The organism is Saccharopolyspora antibiotica (genome assembly GCF_047200635.1).
In the GTDB taxonomy this organism is placed as follows: Bacteria; Actinomycetota; Actinomycetes; order Mycobacteriales; family Pseudonocardiaceae; genus Saccharopolyspora_C.
Genome location: NZ_JBJZOI010000018.1, coordinates 50,465 through 67,491 on the forward strand (window position 1 = coordinate 50,465; position 17,027 = coordinate 67,491).

General features: G+C 74.2%; 17 protein-coding genes. 14 read left to right on the forward strand and 3 right to left on the reverse strand.

The genetic code is table 11. From position 1 onward, the window contains the following. Nucleotides 1-35: 35 nt before the first annotated feature. From ACL03H_RS16255 to ACL03H_RS16265, 3 genes are all read left to right on the forward strand, one after another. Nucleotides 36-329, forward strand: coding sequence for a DUF503 domain-containing protein (locus tag ACL03H_RS16255; RefSeq protein ID WP_412812086.1), 294 nt, complete (start codon nucleotides 36-38; stop codon nucleotides 327-329). Nucleotides 330-461: 132 nt separating this feature from the next. Beyond that, on the forward strand, nucleotides 462-971 hold the full coding sequence (gene rbfA, locus ACL03H_RS16260; RefSeq protein WP_412812087.1) for a 30S ribosome-binding factor RbfA: 510 nt from the start codon (nucleotides 462-464) through the stop codon (nucleotides 969-971). Nucleotides 972-1,096: 125 nt separating this feature from the next. Then, nucleotides 1,097-2,086 carry a DHH family phosphoesterase gene (locus ACL03H_RS16265; protein ID WP_412812174.1) on the forward strand — a complete coding sequence of 330 codons (990 nt, stop codon included), beginning with the start codon at nucleotides 1,097-1,099 and terminating at the stop codon, nucleotides 2,084-2,086. Nucleotides 2,087-2,137: 51 nt separating this feature from the next. Here the strand turns inward: ACL03H_RS16265 and ACL03H_RS16270 are convergent, their stop codons facing one another. Then, the gene (locus ACL03H_RS16270) at nucleotides 2,138-2,650 is read right to left on the reverse strand and encodes a CGNR zinc finger domain-containing protein (RefSeq protein ID WP_412812088.1); all 513 of its coding nucleotides are present in this window, start codon (nucleotides 2,648-2,650) and stop codon (nucleotides 2,138-2,140) included. Nucleotides 2,651-2,717: 67 nt separating this feature from the next. Here ACL03H_RS16270 and ACL03H_RS16275 point away from each other — a divergent pair, with 67 nt between their 5' ends. The 11 genes from ACL03H_RS16275 to ACL03H_RS16325 all read left to right on the forward strand — a co-directional run bounded on the left by ACL03H_RS16275 (nucleotide 2,718) and on the right by ACL03H_RS16325 (nucleotide 15,153). Continuing rightward, nucleotides 2,718-4,040 carry an MATE family efflux transporter gene (locus ACL03H_RS16275; protein WP_412812089.1) on the forward strand — a complete coding sequence of 441 codons (1,323 nt, stop codon included), beginning with the start codon at nucleotides 2,718-2,720 and terminating at the stop codon, nucleotides 4,038-4,040. Nucleotides 4,041-4,108: 68 nt separating this feature from the next. After that, the gene (gene truB, locus ACL03H_RS16280; protein ID WP_412812090.1) at nucleotides 4,109-5,038 is read left to right on the forward strand and encodes a tRNA pseudouridine(55) synthase TruB; all 930 of its coding nucleotides are present in this window, start codon (nucleotides 4,109-4,111) and stop codon (nucleotides 5,036-5,038) included. 37 nt (nucleotides 5,039-5,075) lie between these two features. Beyond that, nucleotides 5,076-6,062 carry a bifunctional riboflavin kinase/FAD synthetase gene (locus ACL03H_RS16285; protein WP_412812091.1) on the forward strand — a complete coding sequence of 329 codons (987 nt, stop codon included), beginning with the start codon at nucleotides 5,076-5,078 and terminating at the stop codon, nucleotides 6,060-6,062. A 123-nt stretch (nucleotides 6,063-6,185) separates the two neighbouring features. Beyond that, nucleotides 6,186-6,671 (forward strand): helix-turn-helix domain-containing protein, encoded by a 486-nt coding sequence (locus ACL03H_RS16290; RefSeq protein WP_412812092.1) that lies wholly within the window; start codon nucleotides 6,186-6,188, stop codon nucleotides 6,669-6,671. Between the two features lie 23 nt (nucleotides 6,672-6,694). Continuing rightward, nucleotides 6,695-7,267 carry a 2'-5' RNA ligase family protein gene (locus ACL03H_RS16295; protein WP_412812093.1) on the forward strand — a complete coding sequence of 191 codons (573 nt, stop codon included), beginning with the start codon at nucleotides 6,695-6,697 and terminating at the stop codon, nucleotides 7,265-7,267. A gap of 331 nt (nucleotides 7,268-7,598) precedes the next feature. Further along, complete coding sequence (rpsO, locus tag ACL03H_RS16300) at nucleotides 7,599-7,868, forward strand: 30S ribosomal protein S15 (RefSeq protein ID WP_412812094.1); 270 nt, start codon at nucleotides 7,599-7,601, stop codon at nucleotides 7,866-7,868. 233 nt (nucleotides 7,869-8,101) lie between these two features. After that, on the forward strand, nucleotides 8,102-10,357 hold the full coding sequence (locus tag ACL03H_RS16305) for a polyribonucleotide nucleotidyltransferase (protein WP_412812095.1): 2,256 nt from the start codon (nucleotides 8,102-8,104) through the stop codon (nucleotides 10,355-10,357). 125 nt (nucleotides 10,358-10,482) lie between these two features. Next, a complete protein-coding gene (locus ACL03H_RS16310; RefSeq protein WP_412812096.1) occupies nucleotides 10,483-11,859 on the forward strand; it encodes a M16 family metallopeptidase in 1,377 nt (458 codons plus the stop codon). Further along, nucleotides 11,856-12,629: a 4-hydroxy-tetrahydrodipicolinate reductase gene (gene dapB / locus ACL03H_RS16315; RefSeq protein ID WP_412812097.1), complete on the forward strand. Its 774-nt coding sequence runs from the start codon at nucleotides 11,856-11,858 to the stop codon at nucleotides 12,627-12,629. The genes ACL03H_RS16310 and dapB overlap by 4 nt, the downstream gene beginning before the upstream one ends. Next, entirely contained in the window at nucleotides 12,630-13,115 is a 486-nt protein-coding gene (locus ACL03H_RS16320) for a hypothetical protein (protein WP_412812098.1), read from the forward strand. 793 nt (nucleotides 13,116-13,908) lie between these two features. Continuing rightward, nucleotides 13,909-15,153, forward strand: a complete 1,245-nt coding sequence (locus tag ACL03H_RS16325) for a YeeE/YedE family protein (protein ID WP_412812099.1) — start codon at nucleotides 13,909-13,911, stop codon at nucleotides 15,151-15,153. 566 nt (nucleotides 15,154-15,719) lie between these two features. On the opposite strand, the gene ACL03H_RS16330 is transcribed toward ACL03H_RS16325, so the two are convergent. Together ACL03H_RS16330 and ACL03H_RS16335 are read right to left on the reverse strand one after the other, a co-directional pair. Beyond that, nucleotides 15,720-16,211 carry a hypothetical protein gene (locus ACL03H_RS16330; protein WP_412812100.1) on the reverse strand — a complete coding sequence of 164 codons (492 nt, stop codon included), beginning with the start codon at nucleotides 16,209-16,211 and terminating at the stop codon, nucleotides 15,720-15,722. 111 nt (nucleotides 16,212-16,322) lie between these two features. Continuing rightward, complete coding sequence (locus tag ACL03H_RS16335; protein WP_412812101.1) at nucleotides 16,323-16,889, reverse strand: GNAT family N-acetyltransferase; 567 nt, start codon at nucleotides 16,887-16,889, stop codon at nucleotides 16,323-16,325. Nucleotides 16,890-17,027: the final 138 nt, after the last annotated feature.

The following is a 17,027-nucleotide window of genomic DNA, read 5'->3' on the forward strand; positions in this document are numbered from 1 at the left end:
GCCCCCGGCGGTCGTGCGGCCCGGGAGGCACGCCGATGTACGTGGGTGCGCTGGAGCTGGACGTGCTGCTCGGGGACGTCCGCTCGTTGAAGCAGAAGCGCGCCGTGGTGCGGCCCGTGGTGGCCGAGCTGCGGAGGCGCTTCGAAGTGGCCGCGGCCGAGGCGGGCGATCAGGACCTGCACCGCCGCGCCCTGATCGGGGTGAGCGTCGTGGCCGGTGACGCCGGGCACGCGCGCGAGGTGCTGGAGGCCTGCGAGCGCGCGGTCGCCGCCCGCCCCGAGCTGGAACTCCTGTCCGCCCGGCACCGGATGCTCGGTCCGGAGGACTGACCGCTCCGGGAAGACCTGACCCGCCCGGCGGGTTCCACCGGGCGGGGCCGCGCCGGTGGCGGGAGCCGCTCGGCACGAACTTCATGCTCAGGCCCGGACCACCGGGCGCAGGATCGATTGAGGAGGTGCGCCGTGGCGGATACGGCGCGCGCCCGCAGGCTCGCGAAGCGCATCGCGCAGATCGTGGCCTCGGGACTGGAACACGAGGTCAAGGACCCCCGGCTGGCGATGGTGACGATCACCGACGCGCGGGTCACCCCGGATCTGCGGGACGCCACGGTCTACTACACGGTGTTCGGCGACGAGAGCGACTACGCCTCCACGGCGGCCGCCCTGTCCAGCGCCACCGGTGTGCTGCGGACCCGGGTCGGAGCCCAGACCGGCGTGCGGTTCACCCCGACGCTCACGTTCGTCGCGGACACCGTGCCCGACGACGCGCGCCGGATGGACGAGCTGCTGGCGCGGGCCAAGGAGGCCGACGCGGAAGTGGCGCGTCTCGCGTCCGGCGCGGAACACGCGGGGGAGGCGGACCCCTACCGCGCGCCAGCGGAGGACACCGACGATGACGACGGGGAAACCACCGGTGACGAGCCGCTGACCGGCACGGATGCCGATCTGCGGCATCGGCCACACAGTGGTTGAACCGACCGCGGGAATGCGGTGCGTTGAGGGCGGCGCCGCGGCAGCGCGGTGCGTTCGGCGTGGAGGTGGACCCTGTGCACGGGCAATCCGGAACCGTACGGCCCGCTGAGGGCGGGGGCGCCGCGCTGTCGCCGGAGGACGTGGCGGGGGCGGCGGAGCTGCTGGCCGCGGCTCCCGACGTCACGCTGCTCGCCCACGTCAACCCCGACGCCGACGCGCTCGGCAGCGCCCTCGCGCTGGGCCGGGCGCTGCGCTCGCGGGGAGCCCGCGTCCGGGTGTCCTTCGGGCACCCGGAGGAGGTGCCGAGCTCCCTGCGGATGCTCGACGCCGACGGGCTGATCGTTCCCGCCGCCGAGGTTCCCGCCGCACCGCCGCTGCTGGTCGCGTGCGACGCCGGCAGCCTGCAGCGGCTGGGCGGGCTCGCCGACCGGGTGCCCGCCACCATCGCCGCCGGTGGTGCGGTGCTGATCATCGATCACCACGTGGCGAACCCCCGGTTCGGCACCCACCACCTCATCGACGACGAGGCCGAGGCCACGGTCGTGCTGGTGCTGCGGCTGCTCGACGAGCTCGGGGTGCCGCTGGACCTGCCGATCGCGCGCTGCCTGTACGCGGGACTGGTCACCGACAGCGGCCGGTTCCGCCGGGCCCGGCCCGCCACGCACCTGATGGCGGCCCGCTTGCTGGAGGCGGGCGTGGAGCCGGACGAGCTCACGCGCTCGCTGATGGACACCCATCCGTTCGCCTGGTTGCCGATGCTGTCGGTGGTGCTGCGGCAGGCCGCGCTGGAGCCCGGCGCCGCGCAGGGGCTGGGGCTGGTGCACGCCGTGGTTCGGCTGGAGCACTCCGGGCCGGTGCGCAGCGAGGAGCTCGACAGCGTCATCGACATCGTGCGCACCACGGCGGAGGCCGAGGTCGCGGTGGTGCTCAAGGAGATCTCCCCGGATCGCTGGTCGGTCTCGCTGCGCGCCGATCGCCGCATCGACGTCGGCGACGCGGCGAGTCGCTGCGGCGGGGGAGGTCACCGGCTCGCCGCCGGTTTCACGGCCGACGGGACGGCCGAGCAGGTGCTCACCTCGGTTCGCGAGGCGTTGGCGGTCGCCCCCTCGCTCTGATCCGGGGGTCCCGCTCGCTCCGCGGTGCGGTGCGCCACCGGCCAGGCTCAGTCAGGTTCGGCGGCGGGCGCGGAAGGCGGCCACGTGGACGCGGTTCGCGCAGCGGGCCGAGCAGAAGCGCTTCGCGCGGTTCGTCGAGGTGTCCAGGAAGTACGTGCCGCAGCCGTCCGCGCCGCAGCGCCCCCAGCGCTCGGTGCCGTGCACCACGACGCCCTGCGCGAGGCCCCAGGCCGCCGCGGCGGCGACCTCGGTGGCGGGCGGGGCGTCCGGGCCGGCCACGTGCACGTGCCAGTTCGTGCCGTGCCCCGACAGCCGGGGGCGCGGCGGATGCCGGTCCAGCAGCTCGTTCGCGGCGGCCTGCACGCGCTCGGCATCACCGGCGAGCATCGCCTCGAACGCGGTGCGCAGCCCGGAGGCCACGGTGCGCAGCACCGCCAGGTCGTGCTCGTGGACCCGCTCGGACCACCACGGCTCGTCGTGCAGCGCGGCCCGCAGCGAGCCGAGATCGCCGAGATCGGCGTTCGCGAGCCGCAGCGCCAGCTCCGTGTAATCGGCGCTGTCCATCTGAGCTCCTTACCGATAGCCTGCGTCAGGGGCGGAAACGCCAAGCACAGCTTACCGGGAGGACGTCGTGAGCGAGCTCGCCGAGCGGGTGCCGGTGCGAACGCTGCTCGGGCTGGCGGTGCCCGCCCTGGGCGTGCTGGCCGCCGAGCCGCTGTACGTGCTGGTCGACACCGCCGTGATCGGGCATCTGGGCGCCGTGCCGCTGGCCGGGCTCGCGCTCGGCGGCACCCTGTTCACGCTGGTGTCCAGCCAGCTCACCTTCCTGTCCTACGGCACGACCGCGCGCACGGCCCGGCTGCACGGCGCCGGGCGCCGCAAGGACGCCGTCGCCGAGGGGGTGCAGGCCACCTGGCTCGGCATCGCCCTCGGCCTGGTGCTGCTGGTGCTCGCGCAGCTGTTCGCGGTGCCCATCGCGGAACTGCTCGCGGGGGAGGGGCCGATCGCCGACGCCGCCGCCCGCTGGCTGCGGGTCGCGCTGCTCGGCGCGCCGCTGGTGCTGATCACGATGGCGGGCAACGGCTGGATGCGCGGCGTGCAGGACACCCGCAGGCCGCTGTGGTTCGTGCTGGCGGGCAACGGCACCTCGGCGGTGCTCTGCCCGCTGCTGGTCTACCCGGTGGGCTGGGGCCTGGAGGGCTCGGCGGTGGCGAACCTGATCGGCCAGTCCATCTCGGCGGCGCTGTTCCTGCGCGCTCTCGTGGTGGAGCGGGCCGGGCTGCGGCCAGACCCGGCGACGATGCGCGCCCAGCTGGGCATGGGACGCGACCTCGTGCTGCGCACCCTCGCGTTCCAGGCCTGCTTCCTGTCCGCGACCTCGGTGGCCGCGCGCACCGGGGCCGACGCCGCCGCCGCGCACCAGGTGGTGTGGCAGCTGTGGTCCTTCCTCGCGCTGGTGCTGGACTCGCTGGCGATCGCGGCGCAGTCGCTGGTCGGCGCGGCCCTCGGCGGCGGCGCGGCGCGGCGGGCGAAGAGCGTCGCGCGCCAGGTCAGCTGGTACGGGCTCGGTTTCGGGATGCTGCTCGGCGCGCTGTTCGCGGCGCTGGCCGCGGTGCTGCCGAGGGTGTTCACCAGCGACCCCGCGGTGCTCGCGCAGCTGCCGAACGCCTGGTGGTTCTTCGTGCTCCAGCAGCCCGTGGCCGGGGTCGTGTTCGCCCTCGACGGGGTGTTCCTCGGCGCGGGCGACGCCCGCTACCTGCGCACCGCGACCGTGCTCAGCGCGGCGGTCGGCTACCTGCCGCTGATCTGGCTCTCGCTCGGCTTCGGCTGGGGGCTGGCCGGGATCTGGACCGGCCTGAGCCTGTTCATGCTGCTGCGGTTGGTCACCCTGCTGCTGCGCGCGCGGTCCGGGAAGTGGGCCGTGGTCGGCGCGGAGGTGCGCGCGGCGGCGTGACCGGCGGGTCCCGGGTTCGGCCGGGCCGCCGCCGAGGGACCGGGAGCGGTCGGGGAGGATTGCCACCCGTGTCCGAGCACTCCCGCGCAGCCCGCAACCGTCCCGCCGTTCCGCCCGGCCTGCTCGTGGTGGACAAACCGGCGGGGATGACCTCGCACGACGTGGTGTCCCGCGTGCGACGCATCATGGGCACCCGCAAGGTCGGCCACGCCGGAACCCTGGACCCGATGGCCACCGGGGTGCTGGTGCTCGGGCTGGAGCGGGCCACCAAGCTGCTCGGGCACCTGGCGCTGGACACCAAGGCCTACCTGGCCACGATCCGGCTCGGCGCCGCCACCAGCACCGACGACGCCGAGGGCGAGGTCCGGGAGCGCAGCGACCCGTCCGGGGTGGCCGAGCAGGCCATCCGGGACGGCATCGCCGAGCTCACCGGCGACCTGCGGCAGGTGCCGAGCTCGGTGAGCGCCGTGAAGGTCAACGGCAAGCGAGCCTACGAACTCGCCCGCGAGGGCAAGGACGTGGAGCTCGCGGCCCGCCCGGTCACCGTGTCCCGGTTCGACCTGCTGGCGCTGCGCGCGCCCGACCCCGAGCGGGAGTTCCCCGAGGTGGAGCTCGACGTCCTCGTCGAGTGCTCCTCCGGCACCTACGTCCGCGCCCTGGCCCGCGATCTCGGCGCCCGGCTCGGCGTCGGCGGCTACCTGGGGGCGCTGCGCCGCACCCGCGTCGGTCCCTTCGGCCTGGCCACGGCCCGCACCCTGGAGGTGCTGGAGGAGGAGCCGGGCCTGTCGATGGACCTGGACCGGGCCATCGCCACCGCCTTCGCCCGGCACGACGCGGACGCCGGAACCGTCCGCGCCCTCGCGCACGGGCAGGCCATCCCGGCGACCGGCGTCGCGGGCACCTGCGGGGTGTTCGGGCCGGACGGTCGCGCGGTGGCGCTGGTGCGCGACCAGGGGACCACCGCGCGTCCCGTGCTGGTGCTGACCCCGGCGGGCTGAGCGGCCGGGCCGAGGCCAGGCAGTAGGCTTGCCTGCCGTGCAGCGTTGGCGCGGTTTGGAGCAGCTCCCGGGCGGGTGGGGCCGATGCGTCGTCACCATCGGCGTCTTCGACGGGATCCACCAGGGACACCAGCAGTTGATCGCTCACGCGGTGCGCGCGGCGCGGGAGCGCGGCGTGCCCTGCGTGCTGATGACCTTCGACCCGCACCCGGCGGAGGTGGTGCGCCCGGGCAGCCACCCCGCGCAGCTGACCACCCTGCGGCGCCGCGCGGAACTGGCCGAGGAACTCGGCGTCGACGTGTTCTGCGTGCTTCCGTTCACCGCCGAGCTGTCCCGGATGCCCGCCGACGAGTTCGTGCACGAGCTGCTCGTGGAGCGGCTGCACGCGGCGGTCGTCGTGGTCGGGGAGAACTTCACCTTCGGCCACCGCGCCGCGGGCAACATCTCGATCCTCGCGGGGCTCGGCGAGCGCTTCGGCTTCGAGGTGGCCTCCGATCGGCTGCTCAGCGGCCGCACCGAGCGCGCCGACGGCTCGGCCGAGGCGCCGGTCACCTTCTCGTCCACCTACATCCGGTCCTGCATCGACGCCGGGGACGTGGTCGCCGCGGCCTCCGCGCTCGGCCGCTACCACCGGCTCGAGGGGATCGTGGTGCGCGGCGCGGGGCGCGGCGGCAGCGAGCTCGGCTTCCCCACCGCGAACCTGTCCAGCCCCGCCTACTCCGCGGTGCCCGCCGACGGCGTCTACGCCTGCTGGTTCACCCACCGCCGCCGCGGCTCCACCGGCCCCGGGGAGACCCTGGCGGCGGCGGTGTCGGTGGGCAGCAACCCCACGTTCTCCGGCACCGAGCGGACCGTCGAGGCCTACGTGCTGGACGTGGACGCCGACTTCTACGGCGAGCACGTGGCGCTGGACTTCGTGCGCAGGCTGCGCGGAATGGAGCGGTACGACTCGGTGGAGGCGCTGGTGGCGCAGATGAACCAGGACGTCCTGGACACCCGTGACATCCTCGGCGTCCGCGGCTGACCGCGGATCCGGCGGCGGCGCGATTTCGCGAATCCGTTCGGCCCCGGGCGGCGACCTGGCAGTATGCAGTACCGGCGCCTCCCGCGGAGGCGGCGATCGACGGTGGCACCGGGGGAGCTGAGGGTGGCGGAGCACAAGAGCGTCCAGCGCAATCTGGAGTTGCAGCGGCAGTGGTACGGCGAGCCGCTGGGCGACCGGGTTCGGCGGCTCGTGGTGGCGTTCCGGATCTCGCAGGCCCAGCTCGCCGAGGTCCTCGGCATCAGCGCTCCCATGCTCAGCCAGGTGATGAGCGGCCGCCGCGCGAAGATCGGCAATCCCTCGGTGCTCGCCCGGCTGGTGATGCTCGAGCGGAAGGTGCTCGTGCCCGGGGTGGCCGCCGGCGAGTCGGAGGCGATCCAGGCGGCGCTGGCCGACGTGAAGGACTCCCGCCCTTCGGTGGGCCGGGACACGCTGCCGGTGATGGGGGCCTCCGGCGAGGAGGCGGCGTGGCCGGTGCTGCGGGGCGCGGCGAAGCCGAGCGAGCTGGAGGCCGCCGCCTCGCTGATCGACGGGCGCTACCCGGCGCTGGCCGGTTTGCTGCGCCGGGCCGCGAACGGGGAGCCCGCCTGAGCGCCCCCGAGGAGGCGGCGCGGTTGTTCACGGCCGTGCGCCCGCCCCCGGCAGCCCTGGACCACCTGCGCTCGGCGCTGCGCGCCCTGCCGCCGGGAGCGGTGGAGCGAGCGGCCTCGGGACTTCGCGGGTTCCGCCTCGCGCCCGCGCGGCAGTGGCACGTCACGCTCCGCTTCCACGGGACCGTCGAACCCGCGCCGCTGCTGCGCTCGCTGGAGCGGGACCTGCCCGCCGCCGGTCCCGCGCCGCTGCTGCGGCTCGCCGGGGCGGGGACGTTCCGCGGCGTGCTCTGGGTGGGCGTGGAGACCGCCGCGGAGGGCGACACGCGCGGGCTGCGCGCGCTGGTGCGGGCCGCCGGGGGCGATCCGGAGACGTTCCGGGCGCACCTCACCCTGGCCCGCTGGAACGGCGGCCACCCGGACCGGCGGGCGCTGACCGCGCTGCTCAGCGGGTACGCCGGCCCGTGGTGGGAAGCCGCGGACGTGGCACTGCTGCGCAGCGATCCCGGCCCGGAGGGCTCGGTGCACCGGGAGGTCCGCGCGGTCCCGGTGCCACGCCGGTCCGCAGGGGACCAGGGTCCCGGCGGAAGCTCCTGATATCCTGGCGGGTGGATTCGGCTGTAGTCCGTGGCGGCCGGATCCGGTGTGCCTGCACCTGGTGATACCGGCCCGAGGCCCCGGCCCGATCCTCGCGATCGGCCCGGAGACCGGCGGCCGGAGCAGCTGGAGCCTCCCGGCGAGCCCGAATTCGGCTCGTGACCGGGGGATGGACTCGGTGGGGGCCGCCCGGTGTGCGAGGTGTGGCGATGGCCGTGAGTCGTGTCCGGTGCGTCTCCCACCCGGTGTTCCTCCCCGGTTCCAGCGGGATCGAGGTGTCCGGCACATCCGCAGCACTTGACACGGCACGTGAAACAAGGAGAGTCAACAAGTGGCGCTGTCCACCGATCAGAAGAAGCAGATCCTGGCCGACTACGGTCTGCACGAGTCCGACACCGGTTCCGCCGAGGCCCAGGTGGCCCTGCTGACGAACCGCATCTCGGGCCTGACCGAGCACCTCAAGCAGCACAAGCACGACCACCACTCGCGTCGTGGCCTGCTGCTCATGGTCGGTCGTCGCCGTCGCCTGCTGAACTACCTGACCAAGGTCGACATCGAGCGCTACCGCTCGCTGATCCAGCGGCTCGGTCTGCGTCGTTGACCCACGTCGGGGGAGCGTTCCACAGTGGAGCGTTCCCCCGATGCACAACTGAACGCTACGAAGGCGGGCCGGACGGCCCGCGCACGAACTGGGTCCACGCCCACGGCGGGTCATCATCCGCCGGTCCTCGGTAGTGGCTTCCGGGCGCATTCGCCCCGGTGGCTTCGATCGATGACCGGCCTCGTCGGAAAGAGCCCGCGCGACCGTGGACCCCCTGAAACGAGGAGTTCCACTTGACACAAGCGCACACCGTCGACGAAGGCGTCTACGAAGCCACCGCGGTGCTGGACAACGGTGCCTTCGGCACCCGCGAGGTCCGGTTCGAGACCGGCCGCCTCGCCAAGCAGGCCGCGGGCAGCGTCGTCGCCTACCTGGACGACGACACCATGCTGCTGTCGGCCACCACGGCCTCCAAGCACCCGAAGGACAACCTCGACTTCTTCCCGCTGACGGTGGACGTCGAGGAGCGGATGTACGCCGCGGGCCGCATCCCCGGCTCGTTCTTCCGCCGCGAGGGCCGCCCCTCCACCGACGCGATCCTGACCTGCCGGCTGATCGACCGGCCGCTGCGCCCGTCCTTCGTGGACGGCCTGCGCAACGAGATCCAGGTCGTGGTCACGGTGATGAGCCTGGACCCGAAGGACCCGTACGACGTGCTCGCCATCAACGGCGCGTCCGCCTCCACCCAGCTGTCCGGCCTGCCGTTCTCCGGCCCGGTCGGCGGCACCCGGATGGCGCTCATCGACGGGCAGTGGGTGGCGTTCCCCACCTACGAGCAGCTCGAGCGCGCCGTGTTCGACATGGTCGTCGCCGGGCGCATCGTCGGTGAGGACGTCGCGATCATGATGGTCGAGGCGGAGGCCACCGACAAGACGATCGACCTGGTCGGGCAGGGCGCGCAGGCGCCGACCGAGGAGGTCGTGGCCGCCGGGCTCGAGGCCGCGAAGCCGTTCATCCGCACCCTGTGCCAGGCGCAGCAGCAGCTCGCCCAGGCCGCGGGCAAGGCCACCGCCGAGTACCCGCTGTTCCCCGCCTACCAGGACGACGCCTTCGCCGCCGTCGAGGACGCGGTCTCCGCCGACCTCGCGCAGGCGCTGGCCATCGCGGGCAAGCAGGAGCGCGAGTCCCGGCTGGACGAGATCAAGCAGTCCGCGCTGGAGAAGGTCGGGGTCGAGGAGGGCCAGGCCTTCGCCGGTCGCGAGAAGGAGATCGGCGCCGCCTTCCGCTCGCTGACCAAGAAGCTGGTCCGCCAGCGGATCATCACCGAGAAGGTCCGCATCGACGGTCGCGGCCTCACCGACATCCGCAGCCTCTCCGCCGAGGTCGGCGTGGTGCCGCGGGCGCACGGCTCGGCCCTGTTCGAGCGCGGCGAGACCCAGATCATGGGCGTCTCCACGCTGAACATGCTGCGGCTGGAGCAGACGATCGACTCGCTCGGTCCGGAGACCAGCAAGCGGTACATGCACCACTACAACTTCCCGCCGTTCTCCACCGGTGAGACCGGTCGCGTGGGCAGCCCGAAGCGCCGCGAGATCGGCCACGGGGCGCTCGCCGAGCGGGCGCTGCTGCCGGTGCTGCCGACGCGCGAGGAGTTCCCGTACGCGCTGCGCCAGGTCTCCGAGGCGCTGGGCTCCAACGGGTCCACCTCGATGGGCTCGGTCTGCGCGTCGACGCTGTCGCTGCTCAACGCCGGTGTGCCGCTGAAGGCGCCGGTCGCGGGCATCGCGATGGGCCTGGTCTCGGACGTCGTCGACGGCCAGACGCACTACGTGGCGCTGACCGACATCCTCGGTGCCGAGGACGCCTTCGGCGACATGGACTTCAAGGTCGCGGGCACGCCCGAGTTCGTGACGGCGCTGCAGCTGGACACCAAGCTCGACGGCATCCCCTCCGAGGTGCTGGCGCAGGCGCTGGGCCAGGCCAAGGACGCCCGGTTCACGATCCTGGAGGTCATGGCCGAGGCCATCGGCACCCCGGACGAGATGAGCCCGCACGCCCCGCGCGTGACCTCGGTGTCCATCCCGATCGACAAGATCGGCGAGGTCATCGGGCCGAAGGGCAAGATGATCAACTCGATCACCGAGGAGACCGGCGCCGAGATCACCATCGAGGACGACGGCACCATCTACGTCGGCGCGGCCGACGGCCCGTCCGCGGAGGCCGCGATCGACAAGATCAACGCCATCGCGAACCCGCAGCTGCCGAAGGTCGGCGAGCGCTTCCTGGGCACCGTGGTCAAGACCGCGGCCTTCGGCGCGTTCGTCTCGCTGCTGCCGGGCAAGGACGGCCTGGTGCACATCTCTAAGCTGGGCAACGGCAAGCGCGTCGGCAAGGTCGAGGACGTGGTCAACGTCGGCGACAAGCTGCGCGTCGAGATCGCCGACATCGACAACCGGGGCAAGATCAGCCTGGTCGTCGTCGACGAGGAGGGCGACGCCGCGAAGTCCGACGAGAACGTCGAGGCCCCCGCGGAAACGCCCGCCGAGTGACCTCCTGACCCGGATCGGGACAAGCCCGATCCGCGGCACCACCGACGCGGCCCGCCCCGGACAGCACGCCCGGGGCGGGCCGTATCGTGTGGCGGGCGGGGGAAGCGCGACGAGACCTGGAGACGATGAAGCAGAACCAGACCCGTGCCGGACACCTGCAACGGCCCGGAACCACCCGAGTCCTCGGGCGCGACGGAGCCGAATCGGTGCGGCGCACCGTGCTCCCCGGCGGCCTGCGCGTGGTGACCGAGGAGGTGCCGGGCGTGCGCTCGGCGTCCGTGGGCATCTGGGTGGGCGTCGGTTCCCGCGACGAGACCCGGCCGCAGGCCGGAGCCGCGCACTACCTCGAACACCTGCTGTTCAAGGGCACCGCGCGGCGCACCGCCGTGGACATCGCCCAGGAGATCGACGCGGTCGGCGGTGAGCTCAACGCGTTCACCTCCAAGGAGCACACCTGCTACTACGCGCACGTGCTCGACGAGGACCTGCCGCTGGCCGTGGACATGCTCTGCGACGTGGTGTTCGACGCCGTCAACGCGGCGGCCGACGTCGAGGTGGAGCGCAGCGTGGTCCTCGAGGAGATCGCGATGCGCGACGACGATCCCGAAGACCTGCTGCACGAGCTGTTCGCCGCCGCCGTCCTCGGCGACCACCCGCTCGGGCGTTCCGTGCTGGGCACCGAGGACTCCATCACCGAGATGAGCCGCGGCCGGGTGCACGGCTTCTACCGGCGCAGCTACGCGCTGCCCAAGATGGTCATCGCCGCCGCGGGCAACGTGGAGCACGCCGACGTGCTGCGAGCCCTGCGCAAGGCGCTCGGCGACCGGCTGCGGGGCGAGGAGCAGCCCGCCCCGCCGCGAACGGGCCGCACCCGGCTGCCCCGGCAGCGCTCCCTCGTGCTGGAGCACGACAACACCGAGCAGGCGCACCTGCTGCTGGGCTGCCGCGCGCTGCACCGGCACGACGACCGGCGCTTCGTGCTCGGCGTGCTCAACGCCGCGCTGGGCGGGGGCATGAGCTCCCGGTTGTTCCAGGAGGTGCGCGAGCAGCGCGGACTGGCCTACTCGGTGTACTCGTCGGTCAGCGCCTACGCCGACGCCGGCACCTTCTCGGTGTACGCGGGCTGCCAGCCGGACCGGCTCGGCGAGGTCGCGGGCGTGATCCGGGACGTGCTGGCGGAGGTCGCCGAGAACGGGCTCGGCGAGGACGAGGTGGCGCGCGGGCGCGGGCAGCTGCGCGGCGGCCTGGTGCTCGGGTTGGAGGACAGCGCCTCCCGGATGAGCCGGATCGGCAAGAGCGAGCTGAACTACGGGCGGCACCTCAGCGTCGAGGACACCCTCGCCCGCATCGAAGCGGTCACCGCGCAGGACGTCGCGGAGCTGGCCCGGGACCTGCTGCGGCGCCCGCTGAGCACCGCGGTGGTCGGTCCCTACGAGAACGTCGAGGAGCTGCCGGACTCGGTCCGGCTGCCGGAGCAGACCAGGAAGGCGGCACGTTCGTGACATCCCCAGCATCCCCGGTGACCACCCCGGTGCGGGTCGGCGTGCTCGGCGCCCGCGGGCGGATGGGCTCGGAGGCCGTGCGCGCCGTCAGCGAGGACCCCGGAGCCGAGCTCGTGGCCGCGGTGAACCGGGAGGACCCGCTGCAGGCGCTGGTCGACTCCGGCGCCCAGGTCGCCGTCGACCTGACCCACCCGGACTCCGTGCTGGAGAACGTGCGGTTCTGCGTGGAGCACGGCATCCACGTCGTCGTCGGCACCAGCGGCCTCGGCTCGGCCGAGCTGGAAGAGGTCGGCTCGCTGCTCGACGAGCACCCGAGGGTCGGGGTGCTGGTGGCGCCGAACTTCGCGCTCGGAGCGGTGCTGTCGATGAAGTTCGCCGAGGTCGCCGCGCGGTTCTTCGAGTCCGTGGAGATCGTGGAGCTGCACCACCCGAAGAAGGCCGACGCCCCCTCCGGCACCGCCGCGCGCACCGCCGAGGTCGTGGCGCGCGCCCGCGCGTCGGCCGCGCTGGACCCGGCGCCGGACGCCACCACGAAGCAGCTCGACGGAGCCCGCGGCGCCGCGGTCGACGGGGTGCCCGTGCACTCGATCCGGATGGCGGGGCTCGTCGCCCATCAGGAGGTGCTGTTCGGCACCGAGGGAGAGACGCTGACCATCCGGCACGACTCCTACGACCGGCGCTCGTTCATGCCCGGGGTGCTGCTGGCGATCCGCGAGGTCGGCGGACGCCCCGGCCTGACCGTGGGCCTCGACGCGGTGTTGGGGCTGTGAATGTCCGGCGCTGAGCGGCGGCGCGGTCCCGGTCCGCGCGCCGCGGCGTTCGTGCTCGCCGCCGTGCTGCTGGTGTACCTGGTGATCATGGGCGGCCGGGCCATCGAGATGATCGTCACCGGGCGGCCGGTGTTCGTGGTGCTCGGCGCGGCGATCTTCGTGCTGCCGGTCCTGGGCGTGCTGCTGGTCGCCGACCAGCTCCGGTTCGGCGCGCAGACCGAACGGCTCGCGCGGAGGCTGGACGAGGAGGGCGCGCTGCCCGACGTCTCGCACCTCCCGCGCCGCCCGTCCGGGCGCGTCGAGCGCGCGGCCGCCGACGAGTGGTTCGACGCGAAGCAGGCCGAGCTGGAACGCGCGCCGAGCGATTGGCGGGCGTGGTTCGCCCTCGCGCAGGCCTACGACCTCGCGGGTGACCGGAACCGGGGGCGCAAGGCGATGCGCCGGGCGATCGAGCTGGAGCGCGGCGGAGCGGACGACCAGCGGTAGTTCCGCCGATCCGGCACCGGAGTGCGCTGCCGAGCCGGCTTCCCGGGTCGAGCCGCGCGCCTCGTGACGGCGGTCGACGTCCCCGGCTCCGCGGTGGTCGCCGCTCCGGTGGTCGTGCTGCGCGGCAGCGGTCCGGTGCCCCCGCCGCGATCGGCTGCCGCCGCGACCTCAGCTCCCGGTTCTCCTGGCGGGAGGCGGCGCGGCCCCCGTCCCGGCCCGGTTCGCCCGGCTTGCCGTCAGCGGGTGGCGCGTCACCGCCGTTCCACCCGGTGGGATACGGCCGGAGCGTGCCGGGCGTTCTCGGCGGTGATGTCCACCACGGCGACGCGCGCGATCCCCGCCCCGCGACGGTTCGTCGCGTGGTGGTGGAGCGGCTGGTCGGCCGCGCCCCGACCGGGCGTTGGTGCTCGTCGGCTGCCGGGCGCGGCCGCTCGGAGCTCGACGAGGCCGCCGCGCCGGGGCCGGATTCCCGGCGTCCGCACGGGCTGCGCCCCGCCCGTGGCCGCCCGCCCCCGAACGCCGGTGCCGCCGCCGCTCGATCGGCGAGCCGCGGCACCGGAGGTCCGTTCCCCCGGCAGGCGCGTCCCCAGGCCGGGGGAGGGCATCGACGGCCCGCTCCCGGAGGTGGCGCGGGCGAGAGCTCCGGGAACGAGTGGCGGAATGCACGTCGCCGAACCGTCCGGCCAGCGGGTTCCACGTGGCACCGTGGTGGCCGCGTCCGGCCTCCCGGGCCCTGACCGCGCGTCCGCGCCCCGACCGCCCGGCGCCGCGCACCGAGAACGAGGAGAAAGCGATGTCCGCAACGGACACGGTCACCGAACCCAGAACCGCCCCGTCCCCTGCCGAGGCCCCGCCCGCGCGGCGCGGTGTCGTCGCCATCGGCGTGGGACTCGCCCTCGTCGTCGGTCTCGCCGTGCTGCACGAGGCGGGCTGGAAGCTCGCCTCGCTGTACGTCGTCGGTCTGGCGCTCGGACTGGTGCTGTTCCACTCCCGGTTCGGCTTCACCTCCGCCTGGCGCCAGCTCGTCGCGGTCGGGCAGGGGCGCGCGCTGCGGGCGCACATGCTCATGCTCGCCGCGGCCTGCGTGCTGTTCTCGGTGATCCTCGGCGCCGGACTCGGGTTCTCCGGCGCCACCGAGGGCTCCGTCGCCCCCGCGGGACTCGGCGTGCTGCTCGGCTCCTTCCTGTTCGGCATCGGAATGCAGGTCGGCGGCTCCTGCGCCTCCGGCACCCTGTTCGCCGTGGGCAGCGGCCAGACCGCCATCCTCTACACCCTCGGCGGGTTCATCGCGGGTTCGGTGTTCAGCGCGTTCCTGGCGCCGTGGATCAGCGCGCTGCAGCAGACCGGGCCGACCGTGTCCTTCGCCGACACCCCGCTCGGCTACCCGGGGGCGCTGCTCATCTCCCTGGTGATCATCGGGGCCGTCGTCGGGGTGTCGCTGCTCGTGGAGCGCCGCCGCACGCCGCCGCCGCTCTCGGCCCCGCCCACCGCCCGGGGCCTGCTGCGGGTGCTGCGCGGCTCCTGGCCGCTGTGGGTCGGAGCGCTGGCGCTGGCCGGGCTGAACGCGTTGACGCTGCTCATCTCGGGCGGGCCGTGGGGCATCACCTCGGCGTTCGGCCTGTGGGGCGCGAAGTTCCTCGGGTGGATCGGGGTGGACATCTCCGGCGCGCCGTTCTGGACCGACCCGGAGAACGCGGCGAAGCTCAACGCCTCGGTGCTCGCGGACAAGATCTCGGTGATGGACTTCGGGATCATGATCGGCGCGCTGATCGCCGCCGCGCTGGCGGGCGCCTTCGTGCTGCACCGGCGCATCCCGTGGCGGCTCGCCGTCGGTGCCGTGCTCGGCGGGATCGCGATGGGCATCGGCGCCCGGTTCGCCGGCGGCTGCAACATCGGTGCCTACTTCTCCGGCATCGCCTCGTTCAGCTTGCACGGCTGGTTGTGGGGCGTGACCGCGATCGCGGGCACCTATGTCGGGCTGCTGCTGCGGCCGCTGTTCGGCCTCGGCAACCCCAAGCCGACCGACGCGGTCTGCTGACTCCGGAACGCCCTCGGCACCGAGTCGCGGCGGCCCTCTCGCTGAGGGCCCGGGCCGGTCCGGACGTCGCGGCACGGCGTCCTCGCCGGAGTGAGCCGGAGCGGTGCCCAGCGGCGCGCGTGGCCGTCGCCCGGCGGCACCAGGTGCGGGGGAACGACCCGGGGCGGGCGGAACTGAGGTGGGGCAGCCCGGCGGGGGCGGCCTGCGCCGCCCCGGACCGGGCGCCCTCACCGATTCGCTCGACGCGCTGAGCCCCCGCGCCGAGTCCCCCGAGGCATCCGCAGCCGACCCGCTCGCCGGGCTCGGCCACCGCCGACCCGCCCCGGAGCACGAGGGCACCGACCGGCCGGGCACCGAGGACCCGCGCACCACGTGGCTGTCCCGGCGCGTGCCGCTGGCGGGTCCGGTCCGTTCCTCGCCCACGTGCTCGGGAGTTCGCCGCCGCCAGCGGCCGGGGAGACCGACGGGCCCCCTGCTCGTCGTCCGGAGGGGGCCTCCGCAGGACCGGCACGACGCCGGTGCGCGAGCGTCCGCCCGGAGCGCGCGAAGGAGATCCGCCCGGAGGGTCAGAGCCAGGCGATCAGGACCCCGGGGGCCACGGCGAGCGCGGCGAACCGCGCGAACCGCCCCACCAGGCCGGTGACCAGGAACGTGCTCAGCGGTACCCGTGCCCAGCCCGCGACCACGCAGGTCGCCAGGAAGGGCGGCAGGCTCGCCGTCGCGCTCAGCAGCAGCATCCCGCCGGTCCACAGCGGGCGGCGGTGGCAGCTTGCGCGGAACCGCTCCATCCACACCGCCCAGCGCCCCGGCCGCCGCGTTGGTGCGCTCCTGCGCTGCAGGACGGCGGGGAGCGTGATGAGGCCCCGGGCGGCGTAGAAGTAGAGCAGCTTGCCGCCGATCTGGCCGACGGCCACCACCAGCGCGAGCAGCCACCACGGCACTTCCGGGCCCTTGACGACCATGCCGACCACGAAGATCTCGACGCTGATCACGGGGAGCAGCGCCGAAGCCACCGCCATGCCGAACGCGCTCGCGATCAGTCCGATCGAGGTCAGCACCAGGTCCCCCGGAGGTCGGAGTGCGGTCCGTCACAGGCTAGCAACGCGCCCTGACCGGGACCTGATGCACGTGCGGTCACGGCGCGTTCTCGCTGCGCGATCGGGCCGGGCTCAGCCCGGCTGGCGCATCCGGAGGTCGAGCGGGCCCGAGAGCCGCAGTTCGCGAACCGGCCGGCCGCCCGCGTCCAAGGTGCGCACCGTGCCGTCCGGGCCCCAGCCCGCGTGGTCGAAGAAGGAGAGCGACGCCGAGTCCGCCTCCGGGATCCAGCAGATGCCGCGCGTGGCTCCGCCCGCGGCGAGTTGCTGCGCCATCGTCGCCAGCAGCCGTCCGCCGTGCCCGCGCCGCCCCCAGCGGGGCTCCACCAGCAGCGAGCTCAGAAGCACCAGCTCCGCGAGATCCGGTGGCGCGGAACCATCCGCGCCCGCGGCTTCCTGCTCCGGAGCGGCGCCCGCCGCGCAGAACCCCACCGGCACGCCGCCCTCGACGGCGACCAGCACCGACACCGCGCCGCCGGTCAGGGCCTCCGACCACTGCCGGGCCGTCTCCGCCTCGTCCAACGCGGTCAGCACCTCCGGCGGCAGCAGGTCCGCGTAGGCGCTGCGCCAGGTCGACAGCTGCAGTCGGGCGATCACGGGGGCTTCGTCGGGCGTCGCGGCCCGGACCTCGGCTTCAGCCATGCGCGCCAACCTAGCGCCCGCGGCCACCCCCGCGTCGGGGCAGGGCGAAGATCGAGACGCTGACCTGGCGGCGAGGGGAACGACCGCCCGCCCCGGGCGGGTGCGCGCGGGCCGGGAACGCTCGGTCAACGGGCACGT